The organism is Empedobacter sp. UBA7620 (assembly GCF_002484185.1).
Classification (GTDB): domain Bacteria; phylum Bacteroidota; class Bacteroidia; order Flavobacteriales; family Weeksellaceae; genus Empedobacter; species Empedobacter falsenii_C.
Genome location: NZ_DLJI01000041.1, coordinates 139,308 through 164,492 on the forward strand (window position 1 = coordinate 139,308; position 25,185 = coordinate 164,492).

The window sequence follows — 25,185 nt, forward strand, 5'->3', positions numbered from 1 at the left end:
TCACAATCAAACCCTTTGTTGTGAAATTAAAATATCCCAAATTTCCTCCCACTTTCATTCGTGTTTTCTTCGACCGTTCTTCGACGAGAATGCCGTTTTTCCGAAGATTTGTCGAACAATGGTCGAATGATGGTCGAACAAGCTAAAAATCGACCAAAAACACGAATCTTATCTACCTATGATGAATAGAGGTTTNNGTGGACAGAAGCGGACAAATGTGGACACAAAATGGCGTTTTTGTAAATCGTGTTGTTTCTGTTGCTAACTTTATGAATATTAACAATAAAAACTTGCAATTATGGCAGAAATTAAAAAAGGAATCCTTGGTGGATTCTCAGGAAAAGTGGGAACTGTAGTAGGCGTTAATTGGCGTGGCAAAGACATTATTCGCAGTTTACCAAAAAAATCGAAAAAGCGACCTACTGATTTGCAATTGATGCAGCAGATCAAATTCAAGAAAGTGATTGGTTTCTTGCAACCAATTCGTCCAGTTCTTAATCTGTATTTTGGGAATAGAGTTGGGTTAAAATCGCGCTACAACATTGCGACGTCTTATACGCTGAGCAATGCATTGGACATGGTGAATGATTTGCCTGTTATTGTGTTGGAGCGTGTGTTGGTATCAAAAGGTGATCTGGTTGGCTTTTTGCAACCTACGATAGATACGGCTGGTGGGGATACTTTCCAAATGAATTGGGAAGATAATTCTGGGCAAGGCAATGCGCAGCCTTCGGATCTTGTGAATGTTATTTGCTATTGTGAAGAACTAAATTCGTTTGAAGTATTTCAAAATATTGAGAATCGTAATTCTATGATTATAGATATTGCTTTACCAACCTATTACAATGGCAAAAAGGTTAACTTTTGGGCGTTTCTGAATAGTGAAACAAAGGCGATGGCGAGTACCAGTATCTACCTTGGCGAGCATACAGTTGTATAAGGATAGTCATGAAATGCAGTTTGTTGATTGGAGTGATTTTTCGGTACAATACTTTAATTAACGACGTAGAAGAATGAAGAAAAATTGTATCGAAAATAGAATTTTATCTTCTAAAACCTTATTCTCGATACAAAATTCTAAAAGAATTTCACTCGAATTGACGGTTTAATTGCTAAAATTATCAAAATGCACAACGGATAACGTTAAAAATATTTTAGCCCGTATGATTTTTAAAATCTTTAATGATACAAATTACCTCAACATTAAAATCATCTTCGTATCTTCACATTTCAAACAACAAATAATGAAATTCGTTACTTTCTTAGAAAATCAGCAAGAAAAAGTAGGTCTTGTTTGGCAAGATGCTATCTATGATTTGACAAAAATTAATCACAACTTACCTTCTACTCTAATCGAAATCTTAGCAGATGACGAGTTTTCACTATTAATCTGTCAACAGATTACACACGAAATTTCACGTGGTGAATATAAAAATACGGTGGTAAAAGAACCACAAATTTTAGCACCAATACCTCATCCAGCAAGTTTTAGAGATGCGTATGCATTTCGACAACATGTAGAAACTTCTCGCTTAAACAGAGGTTTGGATATGATTCCTGAGTTTGATCAATTTCCTGTATTTTATTTTTCTAATCATCAAGCTATTCAAGGTCTAGGAAAAGTTTATGCAATGGAAAAACATTTCGATCGAATGGATTTTGAACTTGAGGTGGCTATTGTCATCAAAAAAGAAGGCATCAATATCAAAGCAGAAAATGCGGACGAATATATTGGTGGTTTTATGGTTTTAAATGATTTGAGTGCACGTGCATTACAAATGGAAGAAATGAAACTGAATCTTGGTCCAGCAAAAGGAAAAGACTTTGCTTCTATGTTTGGTCCATATCTAGTCACTCCAACCGAAATCGAAAAATATAAAGTTGAGCCTAAAGAAGGACATATTGGAAATTGCTATGATTTAGAAATGTCTTGTTCTGTTAATAATATCGAAGTTTCTCGTGGAAATTTCAAAGATATGCATTGGACTTTCGCGGAAATTATTGAACGTATTTCGTACGGTGTAAAACTTTATCCTGGCGATATTATAGGATCTGGAACTGTTGGTACAGGTTGTTTTCTTGAATTGAATGGCACTGGGAAACGTCAGAATCCAGCTTATCAAGAACAATGGTTACAACCAAATGATACCATCGAAATGTCTGTTACAGGATTAGGAAAATTAGTAAATTCTGTTCATCTTTATACCCAATAAACTCAACTTATGCAACATACAAAATCTTTTGAGCCAAATACAAGTCAATTTGATGACATTTTCAAACACGCCATTTCTCCACGCCCTATTTGCTTTGCAAGTACGGTAGATAAAGATGGGAATGTGAATTTGAGTCCATTTTCATTCTTCAATATGATGGGACAAAATCCACCTATTTGCGTGTTTTCACCACTTCGAAAAATGAGAGATGGATCGACAAAACATACATTAGAAAACATTTGGGAACACCCAGAATGTGTGATTAATATTGTCAATTATAACATGGTTCAGCAACAATCGTTAGCAAGTGTGGAATATCCAAAAGGTGTAAATGAATTTGTAAAAGCTGGCTTTACAGAATTACCTTCAGAGTTGGTAAAACCGCCTCGTGTAGCAGAATCTCCGATTCAGTTTGAATGTAAAGTGCGTGAAGTAATTTCTGTTACAGATCAACCAGGTGCAGCTAATTTGGTGATTGCTGAAATTGTGCGCATGCATGTGCAAGAGGATTTATTGGATGAAAATGATAAAGTTTCGCCTTATGATTTGGATTTAGTTGCTCGCATGGGAGGCGATTATTATTGCCGAGTTATTCCAGAATCTATCTTCGAAGTCGAAAAACCTACGCGTACAATTGGTTTGGGAATAGATCAACTTCCAGATGAAGTAAAGCATTCTAATTATTTAACTAGTAACAATTTAGGTCAATTAGGAAATGTGGAAAAATTACCAACTAATGAAATGATTCGTAATTTCAAAGAGCAATTGACAGAACGATTAGATATTCAGAAATTTAAATCTGCAGAAGTACGTCATCAAGTTGCAGCAAAACTTTTGGAACAAGGTGATGTAAATGGTGCGTGGTATTGGTTGTTAATGAAAATTTAGACAATGAGTAAAACTGCATTGGTTTTAGGAAGCTCAGGTTTAATTGGTTCTCTTCTCTTAAAAAAGTTATTCAATCATCCTGATTATTCTACTATTGTCACAATTGTTCGAAAACCTCAACAAATCAATGATCCAAATTTAATTGAAATCGTAACTGATTTCAATTCAGAAATTAATTTAGATGAAATTGAGCAAATAGATTCTATTTTTTCGTGCTTGGGAACAACTCGAAAAAAGACGCCTGATTTAGATGCTTATCATAAAATTGAAGTCGATATTCCGAATCAATTTGCAAAGCTTGGGAATCAAAAAGGATTAACTAAGTTTCATTATATTTCGGCAGTTGGTGCAAATGCGAACTCGTCTAATTTTTATTTAAAAATGAAAGGCGAAGCCGAAAAAACTTTGCAAAAGAATACTATCAAACAATTATTCTTATATCGTCCATCTTTGTTAATTGGTAATCGAGCGGAATATCGTTTGGCTGAGAATATAAGTGCAAAAGTTTTTCCTTTAATTAATTTCTTTTTGCGAGGAAGCCTATCTAAATATAAATCAATTGAAGCTGAAAAAGTTGCACAATCACTTATTGAAAATGATTTGCATTCAACATCAAATAAAGTTTCAATTTTACATTACAACGAAATAATTAATTCAATAAATACAACACAAAGATCATATTAGCCGTACTCCTACCTTGGTTATCATTCATTTTAAGAGGAAAAATAATACAAGGCGTTATTTGCTTAATCTTACAAATCACCTTAATTGGATGGTTGCCCGCAGCAATTTGGGCTGTTGCGTCACTTTTGGACGGAAGAAACAAAGCAAGGATAAAAGAATTGAATAGATGATAAATCAATATAAAATAGCAAAAGATAACATTAACTTGTACGTCACTTTAGAAATTAATCCTTCTAAAAGGAGAAAATTCTTTTTGTTCTTTTGCATTTTATTGATGATTTCAATTCCGATTAGTTTAATCACAATAATTGATTCGGATCCACAAAATTTCATTGTTCCAATTTCTATAATCAGCTTCCTTATTTTCTATTTTATTATTCGATATTTTCTGTGGAATATTTATGGAAAAGAGAATATTATTATAAATAATAAAACAATTAGTTATAATCGAGATTTTGGTTTATATCAAACAAAATATTCTTCTATGAAGTATTCAAAATTAGATTTTGCAATTCAGAAAATTAAAAATGAAAATGATTTAGATGTTGGAGATTTAGTTTTCATTGATTATTTAGAAGATTCTCAATTACCAGAAGTTATTTTTCAGACTTCGATATTAATACCAATTAAAGATTTAAAGAAAATTCAACAAGAAATTGAATTGCATTTGTTTGATATTGACAAAGATAAATTAGCAGGGAATTATATTGTTTTCTCGCAGAATTGAAATAATTTTTAATAAAAAGACAACTAATTAAGTTGTCTTTTTGCGTTATTTACGTTCATAATAATTTAAGACTTTATCTTCTTTTCCATCATTATTTTTATCACGATATTCTATCAGCTCCAGCGTATTTTCATCTACTTTTTGATATTTGTACACAGTTGTTATTCTTGTACCATTAGTTAAACTAAATTCGTTATTACTTTCATTTACCATTTAATCTAGTAAATTCAATAATTATAGTGAGTTTTTTGAAGAATTTTCGAGATAATTTAGCACTATCAAAATAGAAAAGTAGATGAAAAAAATAATGGTTCTAATGGTTTGTAGTCTTTTGGCTTCTTTTGGAAATGCACAAGAATATACAACTAACAATCTTATAATAAAACAAGGAAATAAAACATATACTATTAATGAAGCTGATCAAATAATTACGCTTCGTCCTGAAGAATTTAGTATTGAATATCTAAATAAACCTTATCAAGAGAAGAAAAATCTGTTTTATGCTGCACAAGCATTAGTAACTGATAGTTCGGCTGATGTTAATTTTCAAGAAGGAATAAAAATAGAAAGCATTCCATATTTTGAATCTGGTAGTGGTTTTGCTGCAGAGAAAAACCAAGTCATATATTATCCGTTTTTATCGTATGATGGACATCAATATTTATATTATGTTTCAAATAATGAAAAACGTGTGGATAAAATTGGAACATCAGGAAATTGGGATATCTACAAATGGACATTAAAAGGTGTCTATCAATACGACGCTGAAATGGATTGGAATATTTACGACAACGATCAAGTACATATTGCTTTAATTATTGATCGAAATTTAGACGGAATTCTTCAAAAGGGTGAATTCTTTAACATTCATATTAATTTTAAGAAATAACAATAACCTATACCTCAACCTACCTCAACTTATGTGTAAACTAAAACAGTCTGCGGATTGTTTTAGTTTCTTTGATTCTACAAAAGACATTATATTAGCTCAAATAAACTCAACATCACAATATGTTAAAAAGTAACAGTGCTTTAAAAATTCATTTTTTCCAACTTATAGTCATCATTTTATTTGCTATTAGTGGAATTTCTAATGCACAAGAAGTACTGATTAATTTTGAGAATCAATATAATAAAACAGCTCCTAATTCTATTGAACGATACGAAATAACAGGAAAATATGCGCAAGCTTTATTGTTTAATAATCAAAAAGAAAAAGCTTTCGCTGTTTTGAAACAAAATATTTCTAGCGCCGAAAAACTGAGTGACGGAAAATATGCTGCATATTTACATGCTGTTTCTGCAATGAATAATCGTATTGATGATAATTTGAGTGCAACAAATTATAATTTGCAAAAAGCAATTTATTACAGCGGACGCACAACTGATTATTCAACAAAAGGATATGTTAAATATTGCGAAGGATGGTTGAATTTAAGAAACAATGAAGACTCTAAGGCTGTAAAAAACTTTATTGATGGTCTTAAATTTCTAGATAAAGCTACTGTTACGCCAACTGTTCTTACACGAATGAGTTCTATTTATAACGAATTGACTGGAATTTATTCGAGATGGGATGATTATGAATTACAAGAAAAATACAGCAAACTTGCTCTAGAAGTAGCACTTAAACAAAATAATCCTAATTTAATTTTTGCTTCTTATATGTCGATTGGATACATGTATGAGCAAAAATTTATGCAAAACGAGAAAAATATTTTAGTACGAGATTTAGCCGAAAAATATTATACTAACGCCATAAATACGTATTATAAAAACAAAAATGAAATGGCTACCGCAACAGACTTGTCGTTTGTAGCTATTAATCTAGCCAATTTATATCTTCAATTTTATCCCAAAAACTATCAAGGAAAAGTTATCAAATATGCTTATTTGGCAAAAGAGATTGGAGAACAAAATAATCAATCCGATCACGTTGCCGCCGCCAATGGTATTTTAGCAGAATTATCTTTGCAAAATAATGAAGTTTCTACTGCAAAAAACTATTTACTTAATTCGCTTATAAAAGTTCATGAAAATACAATTCCAGACAAGAATATTCTACTTTCGCTGTATTTGAGTTTATCTGATATTGAAGATCGTGAAGGAAATTACAAAGAAGCCTTGCGTTATTATAAATTGTACACTTCCACTTACAAAGAAATTTATGATAACGAGCAAGCGCAAATCAGTAAACGTTTGGAAGCTCAGTTTGATAAAGAACGTCAACAACAACAAATGATTCGTTTGCAATTAGAAGCCGAGAAAAAAGAACAACAAATTCAACTGATGCATTCATTAGGAATTCAACAAGAACAAGAATTAGAAAATTCTAGATTAAGTGAAGAATTTCAACGTAAGCAATTAAAATTAACCAGATTAGAATCTGATAAACGTTCTCAAGAATTAACGATTTCTGAACAAAATTTAAGGCTTTCTAAACTCGAAAATAAAAATAGAAAAGATGAATTGGTTAATTATATCACCGAACTTAATTTCAAGAATAAATTAAACAAATATTACATTTTCTCTATCATCTTCTTTATTGCTTTACTTGGATTATTGCTTTATGCTTTAAAACAACGTAACAAACATCTAAAGCAACGTGAAGAATTATACAAGTTGGAAATCGAACAAGAACGTCAAAATTCTAAAATATCCACTTTAACGGCTCTTCTTAATGGTGAAGAACAAGAACGAGCTCGTCTTGCACGTGATTTACACGATGGTTTGGGCGGTTTACTTTCTGGAACAAAAATTCAGCTCACTCATTTAAACGATAAAATTGACGATCATTCTAAAAAGGACATGGCAAAATCTATTCAACAATTAGATGGAGCTGTTGATGAATTACGTCGCGTAGCTCATAATTTAATGCCAGATTTGTTGTTGAAATATGGTTTGGAAGAAGCCTTAAAAGAATATGCAATCCGAATGTCGAATGAACAATTGGATATTGATGTTCAATTTTTGAGCTATACGAATTCACTTGACAAAGAGCATCAATTATTGGTCTATCGTATCATTCAAGAATTAGTAAATAATGCCATTAAACATGCACATGCAACACAAATTATCATTCAATTTGTTGAAGATGAAAACAATTATTCTGTCACTGTAGAAGATGACGGGAAAGGTTTTGATATGAATAATACAAAACTAACGCAATCAGCAGGTTTACATAATATTCAGTCGCGTGTCCAATTTTTAAAAGGACAATTAAATATACATTCAGAAATCGATTTAGGAACAAGTATAGAGTTCCAATTTCCTAAAATATAACTTATGATAAAAATAGCAATCACAGACGACCATCCATTATTATTAGAAGGTTTGCGAAATATTTTGAGTAATCAACCAAATTTACAAGTGGTCGATTGTTATGCTTCGGCTCAACAATTACAAGAAGCTTTAAAAACCACAGAAATTGATATTCTTTTATTAGATATCAATTTATCGGACACTAATAGTATTGAATTGATTAAACCTTTCAAGAAAAAATATCCTGAAATGCACATTATTATGTTGAGCGTGCACAATGAATACGCTGTGATTAATAGTTGTTTGGAAGAAGGTGCATCTGGTTATATTCAGAAAAACGCTTCTGTTGATGAAATATTAGAAGGAATTAATTCTATTTTTGATGGAAAGAAATTTCTTTGTTCGCAAACCAAAAGTGTGATGAGCAAAAAAGAAAAAGATGGTTTGAATACGATCCCGAAATTGACACGTCGCGAAAAAGAGGTTTTAATTGAAGCTGCGCAAGGATTAACAACACAACAAATTGCAGATAAATTATTTATCAGTACACATACAGTTGACAGCCATCGTAAGAATTTGATCGAAAAATTTAAAACATCAAATTTAAGTTCGGCAATCACATCAGCCATAGAATATGGATTGATTTCAAAACCTTAAAAAATACCTATAAATAGGGATATTTTAATTCTAAAATTTTCATCAATTTTGAAAAAGAAATAACAACCTATATTTCAACCGACTAAACAACCCAAAATAAGATTACTAACCAATTCTTATTACCTTAACTACATTCTATTGAAAAATCGCTTAGTTCTCTACTTAAGCGATTTTTTTATTACAAATTAGCTAAAAGTAGTGACCTCTTCCTTCTTTATTTTTTGCAATTTTGATAAATAGTTATTAAAAATAAATCATTATTAACTAAGCTAGTAAGTGATTCTCCTAATTATTTAAATTATGAAAATAGTACTGTTGTTTTTTTCTTTAGTTATTATATCATGTAATAAACTACAAACAGAAACGGATAAAATTTCAATTGATAAAAATTGGGAAATAGAAGGGTTAAAATTAAATCAATCAACAATAAAAGATTTTGAAAATTTTAGTAAAACAAAACATATCACATTCGAGAAAGATTCGATTCAAAACAATTATCAAACAAATGATACTTTAGAATATTGCGGAAACGATTACAATCTATATACTATTACCTACAAATTCTCTAACAAATCATTAGGATTGGATTTATATTTCGAAAAGAATAATTTTTATGATTCAACTTCATTCAAAAAATATGAAGTTTCAAAACTAGATCAAGTCAATTTTCAAAACGATTTTTCACGTATAATCTCAAAATCTGAATTAAATAAAGCATTCAAATATGACAAAAACACTAATAGTTACTTAGATAAGTTCAATCAAAAATACGTTTCTCTTAAAGTTAATACACTTGATAAAGAAACGTATGAAATCAAAGCTTTAAAAGTTTACCATAAATAATTTATCAAAAATGAAATTATTATATATATTGATGTTATTCCCTTTTTTGAGCTGTTCAGCACAAAACAAACTGAAAATAGAAACCATATTAGCGGCTCCTGCCAGAGTAACTGCGCAAAATACTGAAACGGGCAGAATCTATTCACAGTCAAGATACGTACCCCAAACAGCTCGTTTGGAACATGCTATTTTAATGCAAAATCAATCGGATAATAAACTAATTTTTCAATTACAAGGAAATATTAGTTCTGGTGGACTTTCTATCAATAAAGTTAAAAAAATACGTTTCGAAAAATCTGAACCAATTGGAGATTCCATCACATTAAAATATTTTACAGAAATTGTCAATATTGCTGGAAAAGAAGGTGCAACGGTACAAGGATATAATTATTCAAAAATGGAATCATATACGATTCCGAAAAATGCGAAAGTAATTAAAATTGAACTGTATGAAGATCGCGTCACGCAACGCACAGGTTCAAAACTTCCGAAATTGAAACTTGTAGCTGAAAAATCATTTGATTTGTCTACTAAGAAGAATATCACAAATCCAAACTAACAACCATATGCTATCATCTGCAAACTTAAATATAGAAGGCGCTTTAATCTCTCTCGTATTAATGCTATTTTTTGGATCAGGAATCTTATATACCATCCTTGCACTTATTGTCAATACTATACAAAATAAACCGAAAAAAAGTACTTATTATTTTGTTTCGTTTCTAATAAGTGGAATTGTTGGACTATTTGTAAGTGCAGTGATTTTAATAATTGTATGGACAAAAACAGAGATTTAACAAGTCTTAATTATATTAGTACTTATTTCATTAACGACATAACAAAAACACTATTAAATACATAACTTTCAATTATTTAATAAATTATAAATATACGATAATCAAAAAATGATTTGATTTGAAGAATCTATTTATAGAAGATTTAATTTTAAACTTACTAAATTTGATCAAAACGTAAAAAACTCTATTTTGAATATCGATTTGCAATTGTTTGATCCAGAAAATTTTAACAAAAAAGATATTTCTTCTCCTTATTATTTTATTGTGATCATGGATGGAATGGCTAATTTTTCAATTGATTTTAATGAATATTCAACTACAGGAAAAACCTTGATTTTTCTTTCGCCATACCAATTGTTGCAATGGAAAAAAACAGCTTTTACGGATGTAAAAATTCTTAAATTTCATGGGGATTTTTATTGCATCGAATACCACAAAAAGGAAGTTGCTTGTAATGGAATTTTGTTCAATTCTATTTACGAAACACCTTTTGTTAGAGTTTCTGATCCTATATATGAAGAAATTCAATGGATTATTGATAAGTTTAAATCTTTACAAAACCTCGAACTTTCATACAATGTCGCAGTTTCTAAAACCTATTTGCAACTCATTTTGGCTTTGAGTAGTCGAGAAAAACAAATTCAGAACGAAACAAATTCTACCAAAATAACCGATTCGTTAAACTTTTATAATCTTCTAGAGAATAGTTTTATTAACGAAAAATCTGTTTCGTACTATGCCGATTATTATCATTTATCTGTAGATGCATTTAGTAAAAAAATCAAGAAAAATTATGGAAAAACTCCTTCAAAATTAATTCAAGAAAGATTGATTTTAGAAGCAAAAAAAGAAATTCATCTCACCTATAAAAGCATCAAAGAAATTGCTCGTGATTTAGGTTTTGAAGATGAATTTTATTTTAGCCGTTATTTTAAAAAAGAAGTAGGTGTTTCACCAAAAACTTTTCGAGAACAAGTTGGAGTATCAATTGTAGCTAAAAAATCCATTGAATAACCTTTTTTGTCCATTCATTTGAAGATTAATTGGCTGTAAATTTGTGATTTAAATATATAATATTATGAATCACTTTCTTTTATTTTTCGCGAATTCTTCTCAAAAATTTGTTCATTTTCTTCGAATTGCAATCGCTATTGTGATGATTTGGATTGGTGGCTTGAAAGCTTTTCAATACGAAGCCGATGGCATTGTTCCGTTCGTAATCAACAGTCCGTTTATGAGTTTCTTTTATCAAAATGTTCACGAAACTTCGGTAGATGAAAACGGAAAAACGGTTGCTGCTTATACTTTATATAAAAATCCAGAAGGAAAAACAGTTCAAAAAAATATTGATTGGCATACAAAAAACAGAACTTATGTGTTTTCCTATGGTTTAGGAGCTGTGATTGTAGGAATCGGAATATTAGTTCTATTGGGAATATGGTTTCCGAAAATAGGTTTTTGGGGAGGATTATTAACCTTCGGAATGTCCATTGTGACGCTTTCATTTTTAATTACGACTCCAGAAGTATATGTACTTAATTTGGGAGGCGACTTCCCTACTCCACAATTCGGATTTCCTTATTTATCAGGTGCTGGAAGATTAGTAATAAAAGATATTATCATGATGGCAGGTGGACTAATTTGTACTTCCGAAGCAGCAAAAAGAATATTAAAAAGATAGTCTATAAAAAATGGGAAAGATTAATTGCTTTCCCATTTTTGTTGATTATTTTTCTACTAAAGTTTTTAATTTATCAAGACCTTTTCCATAAGATTTTTCCATTTGCGAATCCATCATCAGTTTCATCAAATTCATTGGGTAATCCAATTCACAATCCATACTCCACGTAATTTTCGTTCCGTTTCCTTCTTTTGTTACCACGATATCAGAAGTAGCATCACTTTCAAAAGGCTTTTTGAACATCATTTTGGTTGCAATTTTTTGATTCGGAACCAAAGCCGTAATCACATGACAACCTTGTCCAACATCGTCATTTCCTTCCCAGCAATACTCATCTCCAGGCTGTCCTTGCGTACCAGAATAAGTTAATTTCAAATTAGGGTCTAAATCCATCCAAGGATTCCATTCGTTAAATTTCTTTGAAGAACTCGCTTGTTCATACACCTTTTCGATAGGCGCATTCAATACTCTTGTTGTTTCAAAATGATATTTTTTCCCAATCGCAAACATCGTAATAGTTAATACAACAAATAGTCCTGCAACAATCCAAAGTAGTCGTTTTAATAGTTTCATAAAGTGTAATTTATTTACTACTAATTTATATTTTATTTTGATTAGAAACTATAAAATTCTTTATACTAATCAATAAAAAAGGTCAGAATAACTTCTGACATCATCATTTTTTTTAAAACTTATTTCAAAGCTGGTTCATCCAACTCTTTTCCAAAATTATAACTTGCAAAACGTCCCACTTCTTTCGGATTTACGATATCGGTTTCTTTGTCACCCCAAGGCCAACCACCAAATTGTGTTTTTTGATACTCTGCAAAAGCATCACGAATTTCTTGCTCCGTATTCATTACAAAAGGTCCATAAGCCGCTACAGGCTCATTGATAGGTTCACCTTCTAAAATCAAAACTTTAGCTTGCGAATTTCCATTTTGAATAATAATTTCCTCATTTCCATTCAAGTCTGCTAAATGTCTTTGCTGAATTTTGTAATTATCAATCGAAATTACATCTACTCCATCATAAAAAAACACAAATCTATTCATCGTTTCAGAAACTGCTGGCAACGTAAACGAAGCATTAGGATCCATATTCAATAAAGCAATTCCGACATGATGTTTTGGATTTCTCGCCCACGAATGCGCTAAAGGATCTTGCGATTTTACACCTGCATATTCACCCAAAACCACTCGAACATTCACGTTTCTTCCCTCCTCGTCTTTCACATCTTTTTGTGGAATCGTTTCACTCCAAAGCATTTTGTACGTTGGTTCTGTTAATTTATCTGACGAATGCATATTTAACCAAATCTGAAATAATCGGAATGGATTTTCAGTTTCATCATTCAACAACGGAAACATTTCGCCATGCAAAACGCCAGAACCAGCACTCATCAATTGCACATCGCCATTTCCATAACGACCTTTTGAACCTTTCGAATCAAAATGATCAGCAAAACCTTCTTCTACAATCGTTGCAATTTCAAAACCTCTATGTGGATGATGTGGAAAACCTGGAATTGTTTCGCCATGATACATTCGCCAATCTGCATTTCTGTCAAAATCTTGACCAATGTTTTTACCTTTTAATAATTCGGCATCAACCCCCATTTTTCCATTTCCTTTTGGATACAAATCGTAATGATATGCACCTAAAATAAATGGATCACGAATTGGCATTGGGCCTACAACTTTATTTATATTTTTAACTTTCATATGTATTGATTTAATGTACAAATACGTATTCAAAATGTGAACCAAATCACCAATTAACCCATTGATATGACAGTTATTACAAAACAAATTAAGTTCAAGACAAATCCTCTACAAATCAATGTAATAAGATGTCAATTTGGCATTAATAATTATTTCATCCATCTAAAAATTCGCTATTATCAGGGATAAATATTATTGAATTATTTCGGATATTTATTCAATCAATTTTCAATTAAAAACGGACAAATGAAAACGGATAAAATAATTTCATGTAAATCGTAATGAAGTTCCATATTATTTGGTAACAATAACATTATCTAAAAGTCCTTAAAATATTAAATCGAATGAAGAAAATCATCTCTATTTCAAAAAAAATTAGCAATACTATTACATAAAATGCCAATTTGCCAAGGAACATTTACAGATAAAAACGGAACACGAAACATCGAAATATTCAATGATTTTGATTATTTGAATGTAACAATAGATGGTTATCATTGATCGCAAGGGTTATGAAGATGTTTGGTTTGATGAAAATTATTTGGTTGAGTAACTCTCAAGACAAATTTCACTTTCTTCTACGATCTCTAATATAACTAAATAAACACTATAAACGATGAAAGAATTAATCAAAAAATTAAAAAAACAAGGCTATTTTGAAGATAATTTAGGACTCGAAAAAGTCAAAATCAATGAATTAGAAGATCAGTTGAATTCTAAAATCCCCGATTTTTTCAAAGAATATCTTAAATACTTCGGTTTCAATGAAAACGTATTTTGGAGCATTTTTAATGAAGAAGATGATTTTGTGGAGCAAAATGAACTCATTCAAGAACTTGGACATACTAATTTCATTGCAATTGGTGATGAATATGCCGAAAATTTAATTGTTACACATACCGGAACGCAACAACTTTATTTGTTAGAAGATGACCTTTTGATTGATCTTAAAACCACTTTTAAACAGATGTTACATGAAGCCATTTCAACGTTCGATTTACCAGATTTTGATGCGCTACAAAACACTGAGTCTTCATTTAAAGTCTTGTTAGAACGTAAAACTGAAATTACAACTGCATTAATAGATAGTTTGAATACACTAATTAATGAAGCAGCAGAAAATGACGATCAATTGTATTCTGTTATAATTTCAACCGATAAAAATGGAAATTACAATGTTTCTGGTGGAAGTTTCAATGATTTTAAAACCAAAACAGATTCTGAGAACATCAATTATGATGACTTGTTTAATGCAAAAACATCAAAATATCAAGGAAAATTGGATTTTAGTTTTCTAAAACAAGAATCTAACTTAACGAATAAAAAAGCTTTGGATTTACTTTGTTTAGACGTTTTACGAGAACTAAAAAATGACAATTATTTCGAAGATCAAGTTGAAAATATTTCGATTTCAGTAGAATCAACAGATGTTGATATCTTCACAGAAGACTCCTATGATGATGCGTTAACAAAGCGAAAAAACTTAGTAACAACAATTAGACGATTTTGGGAAACGCCTTATGACAGAGCACGATTATTGATTGAAGTTTTATAAAAATAAGCCAAACTTCCTAAGAAATTTGGCTTATCATTTTATCGAAATAATTCTAAAATCTCGTCTATTGTAACCTTTCCAAAATAATCTGTTACATCAACAGAATTCAGAACTTTTGCAATCTCTTTGTCGTTATGTTTTACACCAACTAGTTTATTTTCTAATACTTCTATCGGTTCTGAAGCAAAGAAATCGCCAAATATTTTAGCTTTTTCTATTGTTCCGCCTCGCTCAACATCCAAATGAACTTCGATAAAACCTGCTGGAATTTTCTTCGCATTTTTGAAATTATATTTCGGTGAAAAACCAAAATTCCAATCCCATGTTTGGTATTTTTCTTCAATCAATTTCGCTACACCATTCAAATCTTCGGTTGTTAAATGATAAATTGTTGCTCCTTCATTTGTTGCTAACAGTTCATCAATCAACAAAGCTTTCAGTTCATCCGTCGTCATTTCATTTGGAAAATATTCAATCAAATTAATCACACGCGCGCGATTAGATTTTATGGCTTTATCCACATATTTTAAGGGATTAATTTTTAATGCATCGCCTAAAACAGACATATCCGAATTAAAAAGGATCGTTCCGTGTTGAATCATTTTGCCATTACGAGCCAATTTCGCATTTCCACTAAACTTTTTACCATCAACCAACAAATCGTTTCTTCCCTCCAATTTTGCAGGAACATTCAGATCGTTTAATAATTTGACTACAGGTTCTGTAAAAGTCGAAAAATCCATAAAATCATTCTGTCCCAATAAGGTATGGAAAGAAAAATTTAGATTCCCTAAATCGTGATAAACAGCTCCACCACCCGACATACGACGAACAACTTTGATGTTATTTTCGGTCACATAATCCAAATTAATTTCGGCCAATGTATTCTGAAATTTCCCAACAATTATTGACGGTGCATTGATGTACAACAAAAAAATATCTTCCGTTGGATAATGGTACAATAAATATTCTTCTAAAGCTATATTGAAATACGCATCGTGAGATGGCGAATCGATGATAATCATACAAATTATTTTTGCAAAGTTAGGAAGAAATTTATGGAATCAAAAAGAGACAACTTTCCTAAAAAAGTTGTCTCACCGCATTTATAATATAAACTATTAAAGAGAATTTTAAATGTTTGTCATCATCTAAATTCCTGTAAATTTGACTCCTAAACTCATCCAAGTTGTTGGTAACGGAATTGCTCCAGCTTCGTTATATGTTGTGTTAAAAATGTTTTGCGCATCAAAATAAATACTCAAATTATTTTTGAATGAATGATTAATTCTTGCATCAGTAATCCAATAAGATTTATACGATTGACGTGTATTATAACGATTTGCAAAACTTAAAGTAGTTCTTCCGATTGTGTAATCTATTGTATTGATTAGCTGATGTTTTAAACTTTCTATTTTATATTTAGAATTGTATTGATCATCCACATTTTTAAACTCAGGATCAAGATAAGAATAGCTCAAAGAAAACTTCAAATTTTGATTCGCAGAAAGATTTGCTAAGTACGAAATCTTCGTATTAAATCCATTCGTTCTCAAGTCTCCAAAGTTTTGCGCTTCCCAAGGTTCGTTAGATGTTAAACGTACCCAATCGATAAAATCTGTGATCGAACGATAAAAATAATAGGCATTAAACGTCCAATTTCTCTTGTTGTATTTGAATCCAATTTCGGTTTGAAAAGCCTTCTCAGATTCTACATTTGCATTTCCTATATTTCCTGGTCGCTGATCTAAATATAAATCTGTAAACGAAGGAATTCGCTGACTTGTCCCTGCATTTACCATCAATTTCAAGTTCGAATTTACCGCATAACTAGCATCAATTCCCGGAAATGCTTGCCAACCATATTGCGAATTATAGTTAACATACGTTCCGACATTTACATTCAATTTTGGTGTAATATCCGTTTTATATTCCGCATAAAATCCAATATTATCGCGAGTATGATTTTTGATACTTGTGGACGAAATTTGCTCATTTCGGTATTCAGCTCCTACTCCAATTTGCCCTTTATTCAATTGATACGTAGAATTCACTTCTCCCGAAATAGAATTTGAATAATGCAGAGAACGAGCTTTGCTCAAATCATTTTTATAATAGCGATAATCATCGAAATTGTAACGATAACTCACTCGTGGTGCTAACGTAATTCGATTCGATAATTGATGCTTAGATTGAATGTTAACTAATGTTGTTTCAATCAATTCTTTCGAATTTTTATCACCCGGTGAAGCATAAAAACCATTTGCTCCAAATCCATTTTTTACATAACCATACGAAGCAACTAAACTATTGGCATCATCAAACTGAAAGTTTCCTTGATAATATAATTTATTGTTCTCGTAAGCCGTATTGTATCGGTATCCATTTCCCCAATCATGGCTCACATACAACTGATGTTGATGCGTTTCTTTTGCCAAATTCGCACCAAGCTGCACACCTCTACTAGTGTAGGTATCGCCTGTATCTTCGGTATCTTTCTTAAAATTTGTTCCAAAATAGGTATTCGCATAAACGCCCGTTTTCTTTGGTTGACGCGTGACAATATTAATAACACCTGTCAAACTATTATTTCCGTAAACACGAGCAGCCGGACCACGTACCACTTCAATTCTGTCAATCGCTTCTAGAGGAATGGGAAGATTTAACGCATTATGAGCCGTTTGATGATCCATAATTTTTACTCCATTCAACAAAATCAATGTTTGCTCAAAACTTCCGCCATCCATCGAAATATCAGCTTGCGTTCCAAACGGTCCTCGTTGACGCAAGTCTATTCCAGATGCATACTGCAACACATCCTGTAAAGAACGTGCAGGTAATTTGTTTATTTCTGATTTACTTAACACATAAATGTTTCTATTTTCTTTAGAAAGTGGCGTATTCAGACGGTTATCTAAAATAGAAACTTCACCTATTGCAATGGTATCATTCGCATTTTGTGCAAAAATACTTTGTGCAGCTAAACACAATACCATAGTAATCTTCTTCATTTTTGACTAATTATTTAATTAATTGAGTTAAATCTGATGCGAAAGTAGTACCTTTCCGACCTATCATAATATACCAGTTTACAGATAATGAATAGTCCGGCTGAAATACCATACAAAAGTTTTATCAAAATCGAACGCAATTCGGATACACCGATTTATCTTCAATTAGCGAATCAACTGGCTAAAGCTATACAATTAGGCTATATTCCAACTGGAACAAAATTACTTGGAACGAGGCAATTAAGTGAGATTTTAACGCTTCATCGCAATACAATTGTCAATAGTTTTCAGGAACTTGAAGCTCAAGGTTGGATAGAAATCGTTCCAAATAAAGGAAGTTATGTGTTAAGTCAAACTTCTCAAAAATTTCAAAAAACCATTGTTCCAAAACAATTTTCAATCAATTTGTATCCTGATAAAACGGGTTTTCAATTTGAACAATCGATACTTTTGGATAATCCATACGAAAATTTTAATCAACGATTATATTTAACCGATGGAATAATCGATCATCGGTTAGCAGAACTAAAACTTCCTGCTAAATTATATTCAGCTATTTTAAAACGAAAAACGTCAATTTCGAAGGTAAATCAGTCCAAAAATGAGTACTTTTTAAAGAATTTAGCAAATTATCTCAACTTGACACGAGGTTTACATATTTCGAAAGAGAATATTTTGGTAACGAGAAGTTCAGAAATTTCACTTTTTCTGATTGCTGAAATTCTACTAAAACAAAATGATGTTGTTGCTGTCGCAAATTTAAGTTATTATAAAAGTAACATGATTTTTCAGACCCAATTTGCTAAAATCAAACAAATAAAAACGGATGAATTTGGAATTGACACCGATGATTTAAGAAAATTATGCGAGCAATTTCCAATACGAATTGTATATGTTACACCCCATCACCATTATCCAACAACGGTTACGCTAAGTTCGCAAAGAAGAGTTGAATTACTGCAACTTTCGCAGGAATTTGGGTTTGCAATTGTAGAAGATGATTACGATTTTGATTTCCATTACAGCAATCATCCTATTTTACCTTTGGCAAGTTCGGATCAAAATGGAATGGTTGTTTACACAGGAAAATTTGGTCATTATCTTGCACCAGGTTATCGAATTGGATTTATTGTCGCACCGAAAAATCTAATTCTCGAAGCGAAGAAACATTTGTCTATTCTTGATCAGCAAGTTGATCCATTTATCGAGCAAGTTTTAGGTGAAATGATTAGCGAAGGTGAAATTAATCGAATTCTAAAAAAACATCGTAAAACTTATCGAGAACGCCGTGATTATTTTTGTCATAAATTAAAAACGGAATTAAACGATCTAATCAGTTTTACGAGTCCAAATGGAGGTTTAGCGGTTTGGATTAATTTTAATCAACCTATAAATTTGATGGAATTAAAACGAAATTGTGCAAAAAATGAATTGTTTATTCCGCAAACAATTTTATATCAAACCCAACATCAAACTGGAATTCGTCTTGGATTTGCTCATCTAAATTTTGAAGAAATAGATGAAGTAATTTCAATTTTGAAACAAGAAATCATAAAAAAAGCTGAATAAATTTCAGCTTTTATATTTTATTTTTTATCTCTCAACTTGAATGTCCACGTAAATTGAAATTCTGAAACAACATCTCCTTCTTCATCTACGCCTCTACTTGTCACATTTAGTGATATACCTTTCTTGGTTTCAATCGCTTCTTTTATAGCCGCATCTATTTTTTCTCCATCTTCGCAAGTAAACACAATTTTACCAATAGCTTTTTTCAAATACTTCGATTGCATTCCCAAAACCAACATCGAAATATCTTCTCCTGATTTCGAAATCTTAGCATTTGCCATCAAACCTGAAGAAAACTCTGCCGCCATTCCTTGCACTGCCCAAAACATACTTTTGAATGGATTTTGATTAAGGAATCCATATTTTACTCGTGTCGAAACTTTATTTTCTTCCCACGATTCCAAACGAACACCCGCAATCCATGCAATCGGAATTTGAGTTGTCAATATATTTTTAAAAAGTTCTTTGTTCATATTTATATGATACTTGTGATTTTATTGAAAATCCAATATAAAAATAAATCTTGAAATAGAGAACTATAATTAAAACAGATTTTAAGTATTCCTATAAATTCAACATCTTTTTCCATTTACTAATTGAATTTCTACTTACTTTAAAATGTTTGGCAACAGTTGAATTGGATAACTTATGCTCTTCTTGATAATTCAACATATATATAATATCTGATTTTTCATAGGCTCTATGTTTTTGATTTTCATGATCAATATTGTACGAAGTATTAAAAATAATCTTGTTTACACGTATAATATCTAGTGATGAAAAACTTTCTTTTTCTAAAAAATTTTTCACAAATTTTAATTTAGTTGGAAACTTCTCCACCACTAGATCAAAGTATATTTGTTTGTAGTTAGGTGTTATTTTTGGTATTTGTTGATCCATTTGTATAAGGTAGTTTTGGGTATTTTGTATTCTTCGATAACTTGAGTTTTTGTCATTTTACCTTTTTCTATTCGTTCTAAAATAAAATTTATGATCTCTTTTGTATAAATATTTTTTCGGAATTGAGGTACTGTTGATAATTCATCAGATTTCGTTGAATCATAATTTTTTGGAGAAAATAAAATAAGATGTTGAGTATAAAGCCTAAAGAAATCATATTGTAAGAGTTTACTCCATCTTAATAAATTATCTGTATTGATACTTTTTGATTGATACATTTCCAAAACTTCAGTTTCATTACATTTTAGAAAGTTACAGATACGAGGTAAGTCAATACCTCGTTCTGCAACCAAAAGTTCAATTAGATTTCCTATATGAAAGTCTTTGTAGTTCATTTTTATTATTGTCCTGTAATTTGTTCTATACGAATAAAAACTTTTTGTTTTGTTACATCAGTAATGTTAGCTGTAGGATCCATACCCGCCATAACAGTTACTATGTATGCAACCTTTGTTATAGAAGATGTGTCTATCCACGAATAATATCTATATTCTGGACCTCCACTATTAGCATTGTAGATTCCTTGGTCTCCCCACGCTCCTGTAGAACCTGTAGGTGTCAAGGTTCTCCATGTATTTCCTGTCCCTCCTCCTGGAGTTTTAGACGGAACTTTTAAATTACCTCCTGCATCAGTTATTTGCCCTCCATAAAAAGTTGAATAATTCCACATAAGTACTTTACCTTCATTACTGTTATTTCTTAATAAGACATTATTCTCAACACCACTAGCAGTAGAAGTTGTATTATTAGTGGATGTTGCAGCTGCAGTCTGAAGTGAATGTCTCATAAAGACTTTTATCGTATAAAGTCCATCTGGAGTAGTCGCATCCACAGTAAATCCTTTAGTGCCAGTATCTGGATCTGTTACAAACTTCATATAATCCATCACAGCTACAATTTTGTAATCTGCATTTACTTGGGTACCAACAGTTACATCTTTACAACCTTTTATATCTGTATTTGCTGCAAAAAACGGAGTTAAATCAAATGAAATTCCAATTGGTGAAGATTGTGATGCATTGGGCATCCCTTGAATGGCAAAAACAAGATACCCAGAACCATGTTCCAATTTACCATCGGCTATAGTTGCAGTAATGTTTGGATTACCAACCGAAGTAAATGAAGCCCCTACAAACTTACCTCCATTACCTCCAGAATAAGGCACTTTAATTATACTTCCTGAAATAATGGGCTTTGGAGTATTCCCATCAATAGATTGAGAAGGATCAATTGTAGAAGCAATACAATTTACTGTTGCAGATCCTTTTACAGAAGTATTATCTTCAATGCTTCTCCATTCATTTCCATTCCAAAAGTAATAACCTTTCGGAATAGTCGCTCCTGTATTATAAATAAATAATCCTTGAGGTTGATTAGAAATATCATTATCTCCATCTGAATTAAGATCCATTGTATTTGAAGTTAAATCAACTCTTGGGACCAGCATTCCTTTATTTTTAGATGAAATATCAAGCATCGCATATGGATTAGGTGTAGTTCCTATGCCTGTTGCGCCAGATTGTGTCACAATAAAATCATCTTCCATTTGTTTAGGAGTCGGAGTTCCTGTCAAAGGATTTGTAGTTGCGGTTGATGATTTACCATCAACATTCAATAATCCTTGCGGATTTGATGTATTAATTCCTACTTGTGAATAAGACGAAATAGAAATAAGTACTAATGAAATTGTAAATAATTTTTTAATCATAGGTTTTAATTTTGATTGTTTTTGAAATTTCTAAAGGAGTAGAATAGATTGATTTTTGGTTGATCATTTTCTTTTGACAAAATTCAATTTTCAAAAAATTTCGCACTGCATTTTTACAACTATAAAACCTATACAAAGCAAAAAACCACCTATACATTATCTATACAAATAATTGTATTTAATTATATACCAATTATTTAAATAATATTTTTAAAAAGAAATAAAATGAATGAAGTTTTTACTTATTACTATATTTGTAATACTCTCGTACTAATACCTACCTGTTAAAACCAATCAACATGCATAAATACCTATTTTTTATTTTTGTTTTAATACAATCAATTTTATTATCTGGACAAGACATTAAAAATAAACCCAATTCTATAGCTGAAATCGATAACTTAAATAATCAAGCAAAAGAGTTGTATGAAAAAGGAGAAATAAATAAGGCACTTACGTCTTACAAGAAAATTATAGAAAAAGGAAAAGAAGTAAATTATACAAAAGGTTTATCAGAAGCTTATTTACAAGCTGCCAATTGTTATTACGAATTATCTATGCCTTATGAAGGAAGCCAATATATTTTCTTAGCTGAACAAAATGCTCAAGACAATCCAGAATTAATGGTTAAAATTACATTCTTAAAAGCACTTATTTTATTTCAAGCACATTCCTATGATGAAGCTGAAAAAAAATTCAGAAAAGTAATAGAATATGCAGAAAAATTAAAAAGGAAAAAGGAAGCCAAAAAATATATTGACAGATCTAATATTAATATTGCGAATATTAACTTCCTTCTTGAAAAATACGACTACGCATTATCAAATTATTATAAAAATTTTAATTCCTTAGATACAATGCATAAAGTAGGTACAAGTATTAATATTGCAGAGATTTATCTCATAACGAATAAAATCGATTCCGCTCAAAAATACCTGAATATTGCTGAAAACAATATTCATTTTATTCAAGAAAAACGTATGTATTTGACAATTAAAGGAGGTTTAAGTGGAGTAAAAGGTTTGTATTACATCAAAACAAATGAATATCAAAAAGCTATCAATACTTTAAAAAATAATTCAAGTACAACTTTTTATACTTCAGATGAATTACTAGGGATGGCATATGCAAAACTCAACAAAACGGATAGTTCGGTCTATTATTTCGAAAAAAAATTAAGCACTAAATTAAACAATAGGTTAAATAACGAAACAGTATATAATGCGTCTTCTCTGATATATAATGATGAGAAATTAGCATTACAGAAAACCTATGAGCAGAAAAGAAAATATTACCTTTTATTAATTGTTATTACAACTTTTAGTATCGTTTTATTAGTTTATATAATTTACAACCATAAAAAACAAGCCAAACAAAAAACTAAATTACTCGAATCAGAAAAGCAAAAACTAAAAATGGAGAAAGAGATTTCTGATTTAAAACAAGAACATTATCAGAAACAAGTTTTGGCAACAACGATTCAATTAGAACAAAAGAATAAATTTTTAGAAGAATTAAAAGAAAATTTAAAAAAAAATCAAGAATTTAATTTGAACAATTACTTAAAAAACGAACTAATTATTGATAAAGATTTAACCAATATTCATGATATTGTAAAAGAAGTGCATCCTAATTTTTTCAAGAAATTAAATGAGATGACGACAACTAAATTAACCAATCTCGATATCAAATACGCAGCATATATCTACATGAATATGGATAATTCTCAGATTGCATCTATTCTCAGTGTAGATCCTAAAACAGTGAGTGTAACTAAATACCGCTTAAAACAAAAACTCAATTTATCAAAAGAGATTGATTTAGACACCTTTATTCGAAACTTGAACTAATTAATCTTATCAGCAAAACAAGTGTACACTTGTTCAATCAAGGAAAAAAATAATCATACGTATTTCAATTAATCCAAATAATGAACAGAATACAGATTATTAATAACTTAAAGCATCTATATCAGAAGATATAGATGCTTTTTATTGGTATTACGATAAATCTTAATTTGTTTTTCTAGCTAATAAGATATTCATCAAGAAAGTCCCAGCCCAATTACTAGAGCTCGAATAATCATCAGAGCGTCGAACAGAAATAGTTAACCTAGTTTTATTATTTACATTTTCTAATTTAACAAAAGATGGAGTAAAAACATCTGGGTAACTTTGATCATTCCCAGCGGTAATAATAGGATACATATTATCAATATTGAAAGCTTTTCCTCGATATTCATAGACCAATAACATTCTACTATTTGTTTTGCTAGATGTATTTACGCTTGTAGATGTTTTATTCACAAGCCACCATCCAGCATCAGTATTTGTAGATGGAGTATCATATTTTGTTATCGCATGATTTGTAAAATCAGCTTTATCAGTACTAGAGGCAACTGAGCTTCCATGCGGAGGAATGTATAAATGTGTTCCATATATTTCCACATTTGTATTGACTGGTTTACCAATGAAAGAAAGGTCCCAAGTTCCACCAGAAGTATTTGTATTATTTACAACCTCAACAAAGCATCCAAGCGGAATAATAAAGTTATCAATAGCTATACTTGTACTTCTTAACGTATTTCCTGTAGCAGCTGTTAACGTGAGATTATTCGTAGATAAATTTTTTATTTTGTAAATTCTCCCAGAAAATGATTTTGTACCACTTTCTACTACAGGAAGTGTAAAAGTTGCAATAGTATTCCCTGTATAGCTAACATAATAGTCTAAATTGGTTAATGTGGTTGTCGTTTTTACTTCGCGATAATTTGCTTCAAAAGAACCTTCAATAGATAATGTAGAATTTGGACTTTGTGTGTTTATCCCTACTTGAGAAAATAAAAAAACGCTAGGAAATAAAATAGATGTAGTGAATAAGATAATTTTTTTCATTTTTATTATTTTA

General features: G+C 30.7%; 26 protein-coding genes. 16 read left to right on the top strand and 10 right to left on the bottom strand.

Features of this window, described 5'->3' with window-relative positions:
- Positions 1–343 precede the first annotated feature (343 nt).
- The 6 genes from B2217_RS10990 to B2217_RS11015 all read left to right on the top strand — a co-directional run bounded on the left by B2217_RS10990 (position 344) and on the right by B2217_RS11015 (position 4,512).
- Positions 344–940, top strand: coding sequence for a DUF6266 family protein (locus tag B2217_RS10990; RefSeq protein WP_414647364.1), 597 nt, complete (start codon positions 344–346; stop codon positions 938–940).
- Positions 941–1,244: 304 nt separating this feature from the next.
- Positions 1,245–2,213: a fumarylacetoacetate hydrolase family protein gene (locus B2217_RS10995; protein ID WP_180904495.1), complete on the top strand. Its 969-nt coding sequence runs from the start codon at positions 1,245–1,247 to the stop codon at positions 2,211–2,213.
- Between the two features lie 9 nt (positions 2,214–2,222).
- On the top strand, positions 2,223–3,101 hold the full coding sequence (locus B2217_RS11000; protein WP_180904496.1) for a flavin reductase family protein: 879 nt from the start codon (positions 2,223–2,225) through the stop codon (positions 3,099–3,101).
- Positions 3,102–3,104: 3 nt separating this feature from the next.
- Positions 3,105–3,785 carry an NAD-dependent epimerase/dehydratase family protein gene (locus B2217_RS11005; RefSeq protein WP_180904497.1) on the top strand — a complete coding sequence of 227 codons (681 nt, stop codon included), beginning with the start codon at positions 3,105–3,107 and terminating at the stop codon, positions 3,783–3,785.
- A gap of 44 nt (positions 3,786–3,829) precedes the next feature.
- Positions 3,830–3,955 (top strand): hypothetical protein, encoded by a 126-nt coding sequence (locus B2217_RS11010; RefSeq protein ID WP_244958057.1) that lies wholly within the window; start codon positions 3,830–3,832, stop codon positions 3,953–3,955.
- A gap of 314 nt (positions 3,956–4,269) precedes the next feature.
- Entirely contained in the window at positions 4,270–4,512 is a 243-nt protein-coding gene (locus B2217_RS11015) for a hypothetical protein (RefSeq protein WP_291122571.1), read from the top strand.
- A gap of 45 nt (positions 4,513–4,557) precedes the next feature.
- Here the strand turns inward: B2217_RS11015 and B2217_RS11020 are convergent, their stop codons facing one another.
- On the bottom strand, positions 4,558–4,725 hold the full coding sequence (locus B2217_RS11020; RefSeq protein ID WP_180904499.1) for a hypothetical protein: 168 nt from the start codon (positions 4,723–4,725) through the stop codon (positions 4,558–4,560).
- 82 nt (positions 4,726–4,807) lie between these two features.
- On the opposite strand from B2217_RS11020, the gene B2217_RS11025 reads away from it, so the two are divergent.
- From B2217_RS11025 to B2217_RS11055, 7 genes are all read left to right on the top strand, one after another.
- Entirely contained in the window at positions 4,808–5,401 is a 594-nt protein-coding gene (locus B2217_RS11025; protein WP_180904500.1) for a hypothetical protein, read from the top strand.
- Positions 5,402–5,523: 122 nt separating this feature from the next.
- The gene (locus tag B2217_RS11030; RefSeq protein WP_180904501.1) at positions 5,524–7,794 is read left to right on the top strand and encodes a sensor histidine kinase; all 2,271 of its coding nucleotides are present in this window, start codon (positions 5,524–5,526) and stop codon (positions 7,792–7,794) included.
- Between the two features lie 3 nt (positions 7,795–7,797).
- On the top strand, positions 7,798–8,430 hold the full coding sequence (locus B2217_RS11035; protein WP_115000421.1) for a response regulator transcription factor: 633 nt from the start codon (positions 7,798–7,800) through the stop codon (positions 8,428–8,430).
- Between the two features lie 300 nt (positions 8,431–8,730).
- The gene (locus B2217_RS11040; RefSeq protein ID WP_180904502.1) at positions 8,731–9,273 is read left to right on the top strand and encodes a hypothetical protein; all 543 of its coding nucleotides are present in this window, start codon (positions 8,731–8,733) and stop codon (positions 9,271–9,273) included.
- A gap of 10 nt (positions 9,274–9,283) precedes the next feature.
- Entirely contained in the window at positions 9,284–9,832 is a 549-nt protein-coding gene (locus B2217_RS11045) for a hypothetical protein (RefSeq protein ID WP_180904503.1), read from the top strand.
- Positions 9,833–10,259: 427 nt separating this feature from the next.
- A complete protein-coding gene (locus B2217_RS11050) occupies positions 10,260–11,084 on the top strand; it encodes an AraC family transcriptional regulator (protein ID WP_244957940.1) in 825 nt (274 codons plus the stop codon).
- A gap of 64 nt (positions 11,085–11,148) precedes the next feature.
- Positions 11,149–11,751 (top strand): DUF417 family protein, encoded by a 603-nt coding sequence (locus tag B2217_RS11055; protein ID WP_180904504.1) that lies wholly within the window; start codon positions 11,149–11,151, stop codon positions 11,749–11,751.
- A gap of 45 nt (positions 11,752–11,796) precedes the next feature.
- Here B2217_RS11055 and B2217_RS11060 read toward each other — a convergent pair whose 3' ends face one another.
- Both B2217_RS11060 and B2217_RS11065 read right to left on the bottom strand, forming a co-directional pair.
- Positions 11,797–12,324, bottom strand: coding sequence for an SRPBCC family protein (locus tag B2217_RS11060; RefSeq protein WP_244957941.1), 528 nt, complete (start codon positions 12,322–12,324; stop codon positions 11,797–11,799).
- 119 nt (positions 12,325–12,443) lie between these two features.
- On the bottom strand, positions 12,444–13,475 hold the full coding sequence (locus B2217_RS11065) for a pirin family protein (protein ID WP_180904505.1): 1,032 nt from the start codon (positions 13,473–13,475) through the stop codon (positions 12,444–12,446).
- Positions 13,476–14,091: 616 nt separating this feature from the next.
- Here B2217_RS11065 and B2217_RS11070 point away from each other — a divergent pair.
- Positions 14,092–15,030 carry a hypothetical protein gene (locus B2217_RS11070; protein WP_180904506.1) on the top strand — a complete coding sequence of 313 codons (939 nt, stop codon included), beginning with the start codon at positions 14,092–14,094 and terminating at the stop codon, positions 15,028–15,030.
- Positions 15,031–15,068: 38 nt separating this feature from the next.
- Here the strand turns inward: B2217_RS11070 and B2217_RS11075 are convergent, their stop codons facing one another.
- A complete protein-coding gene (locus tag B2217_RS11075; RefSeq protein ID WP_180904507.1) occupies positions 15,069–16,055 on the bottom strand; it encodes a lipoate--protein ligase in 987 nt (328 codons plus the stop codon).
- Between the two features lie 126 nt (positions 16,056–16,181).
- The gene (locus B2217_RS11080; RefSeq protein ID WP_180904508.1) at positions 16,182–18,041 is read right to left on the bottom strand and encodes a TonB-dependent receptor plug domain-containing protein; all 1,860 of its coding nucleotides are present in this window, start codon (positions 18,039–18,041) and stop codon (positions 16,182–16,184) included.
- A gap of 87 nt (positions 18,042–18,128) precedes the next feature.
- On the opposite strand from B2217_RS11080, the gene B2217_RS11085 reads away from it, so the two are divergent.
- Positions 18,129–19,610, top strand: coding sequence for a PLP-dependent aminotransferase family protein (locus B2217_RS11085; RefSeq protein ID WP_180904509.1), 1,482 nt, complete (start codon positions 18,129–18,131; stop codon positions 19,608–19,610).
- 17 nt (positions 19,611–19,627) lie between these two features.
- Here the strand turns inward: B2217_RS11085 and B2217_RS11090 are convergent, their stop codons facing one another.
- The 4 genes from B2217_RS11090 to B2217_RS11105 form a co-directional block, all read right to left on the bottom strand.
- On the bottom strand, positions 19,628–20,083 hold the full coding sequence (locus tag B2217_RS11090; protein WP_180904510.1) for a DUF4442 domain-containing protein: 456 nt from the start codon (positions 20,081–20,083) through the stop codon (positions 19,628–19,630).
- 91 nt (positions 20,084–20,174) lie between these two features.
- Positions 20,175–20,510, bottom strand: a complete 336-nt coding sequence (locus B2217_RS11095; protein WP_180904511.1) for a helix-turn-helix domain-containing protein — start codon at positions 20,508–20,510, stop codon at positions 20,175–20,177.
- A complete protein-coding gene (locus B2217_RS11100) occupies positions 20,486–20,905 on the bottom strand; it encodes a helix-turn-helix domain-containing protein (protein WP_180904512.1) in 420 nt (139 codons plus the stop codon). The genes B2217_RS11095 and B2217_RS11100 overlap by 25 nt, the downstream gene beginning before the upstream one ends.
- A gap of 5 nt (positions 20,906–20,910) precedes the next feature.
- Positions 20,911–22,278, bottom strand: coding sequence for a hypothetical protein (locus B2217_RS11105; RefSeq protein ID WP_180904513.1), 1,368 nt, complete (start codon positions 22,276–22,278; stop codon positions 20,911–20,913).
- A 299-nt stretch (positions 22,279–22,577) separates the two neighbouring features.
- Here B2217_RS11105 and B2217_RS11110 point away from each other — a divergent pair, with 299 nt between their 5' ends.
- The gene (locus tag B2217_RS11110) at positions 22,578–24,128 is read left to right on the top strand and encodes a tetratricopeptide repeat protein (protein ID WP_180904514.1); all 1,551 of its coding nucleotides are present in this window, start codon (positions 22,578–22,580) and stop codon (positions 24,126–24,128) included.
- A 162-nt stretch (positions 24,129–24,290) separates the two neighbouring features.
- Here B2217_RS11110 and B2217_RS11115 read toward each other — a convergent pair whose 3' ends face one another.
- Positions 24,291–25,172: a hypothetical protein gene (locus B2217_RS11115; RefSeq protein WP_180904515.1), complete on the bottom strand. Its 882-nt coding sequence runs from the start codon at positions 25,170–25,172 to the stop codon at positions 24,291–24,293.
- Positions 25,173–25,185 lie beyond the last annotated feature (13 nt).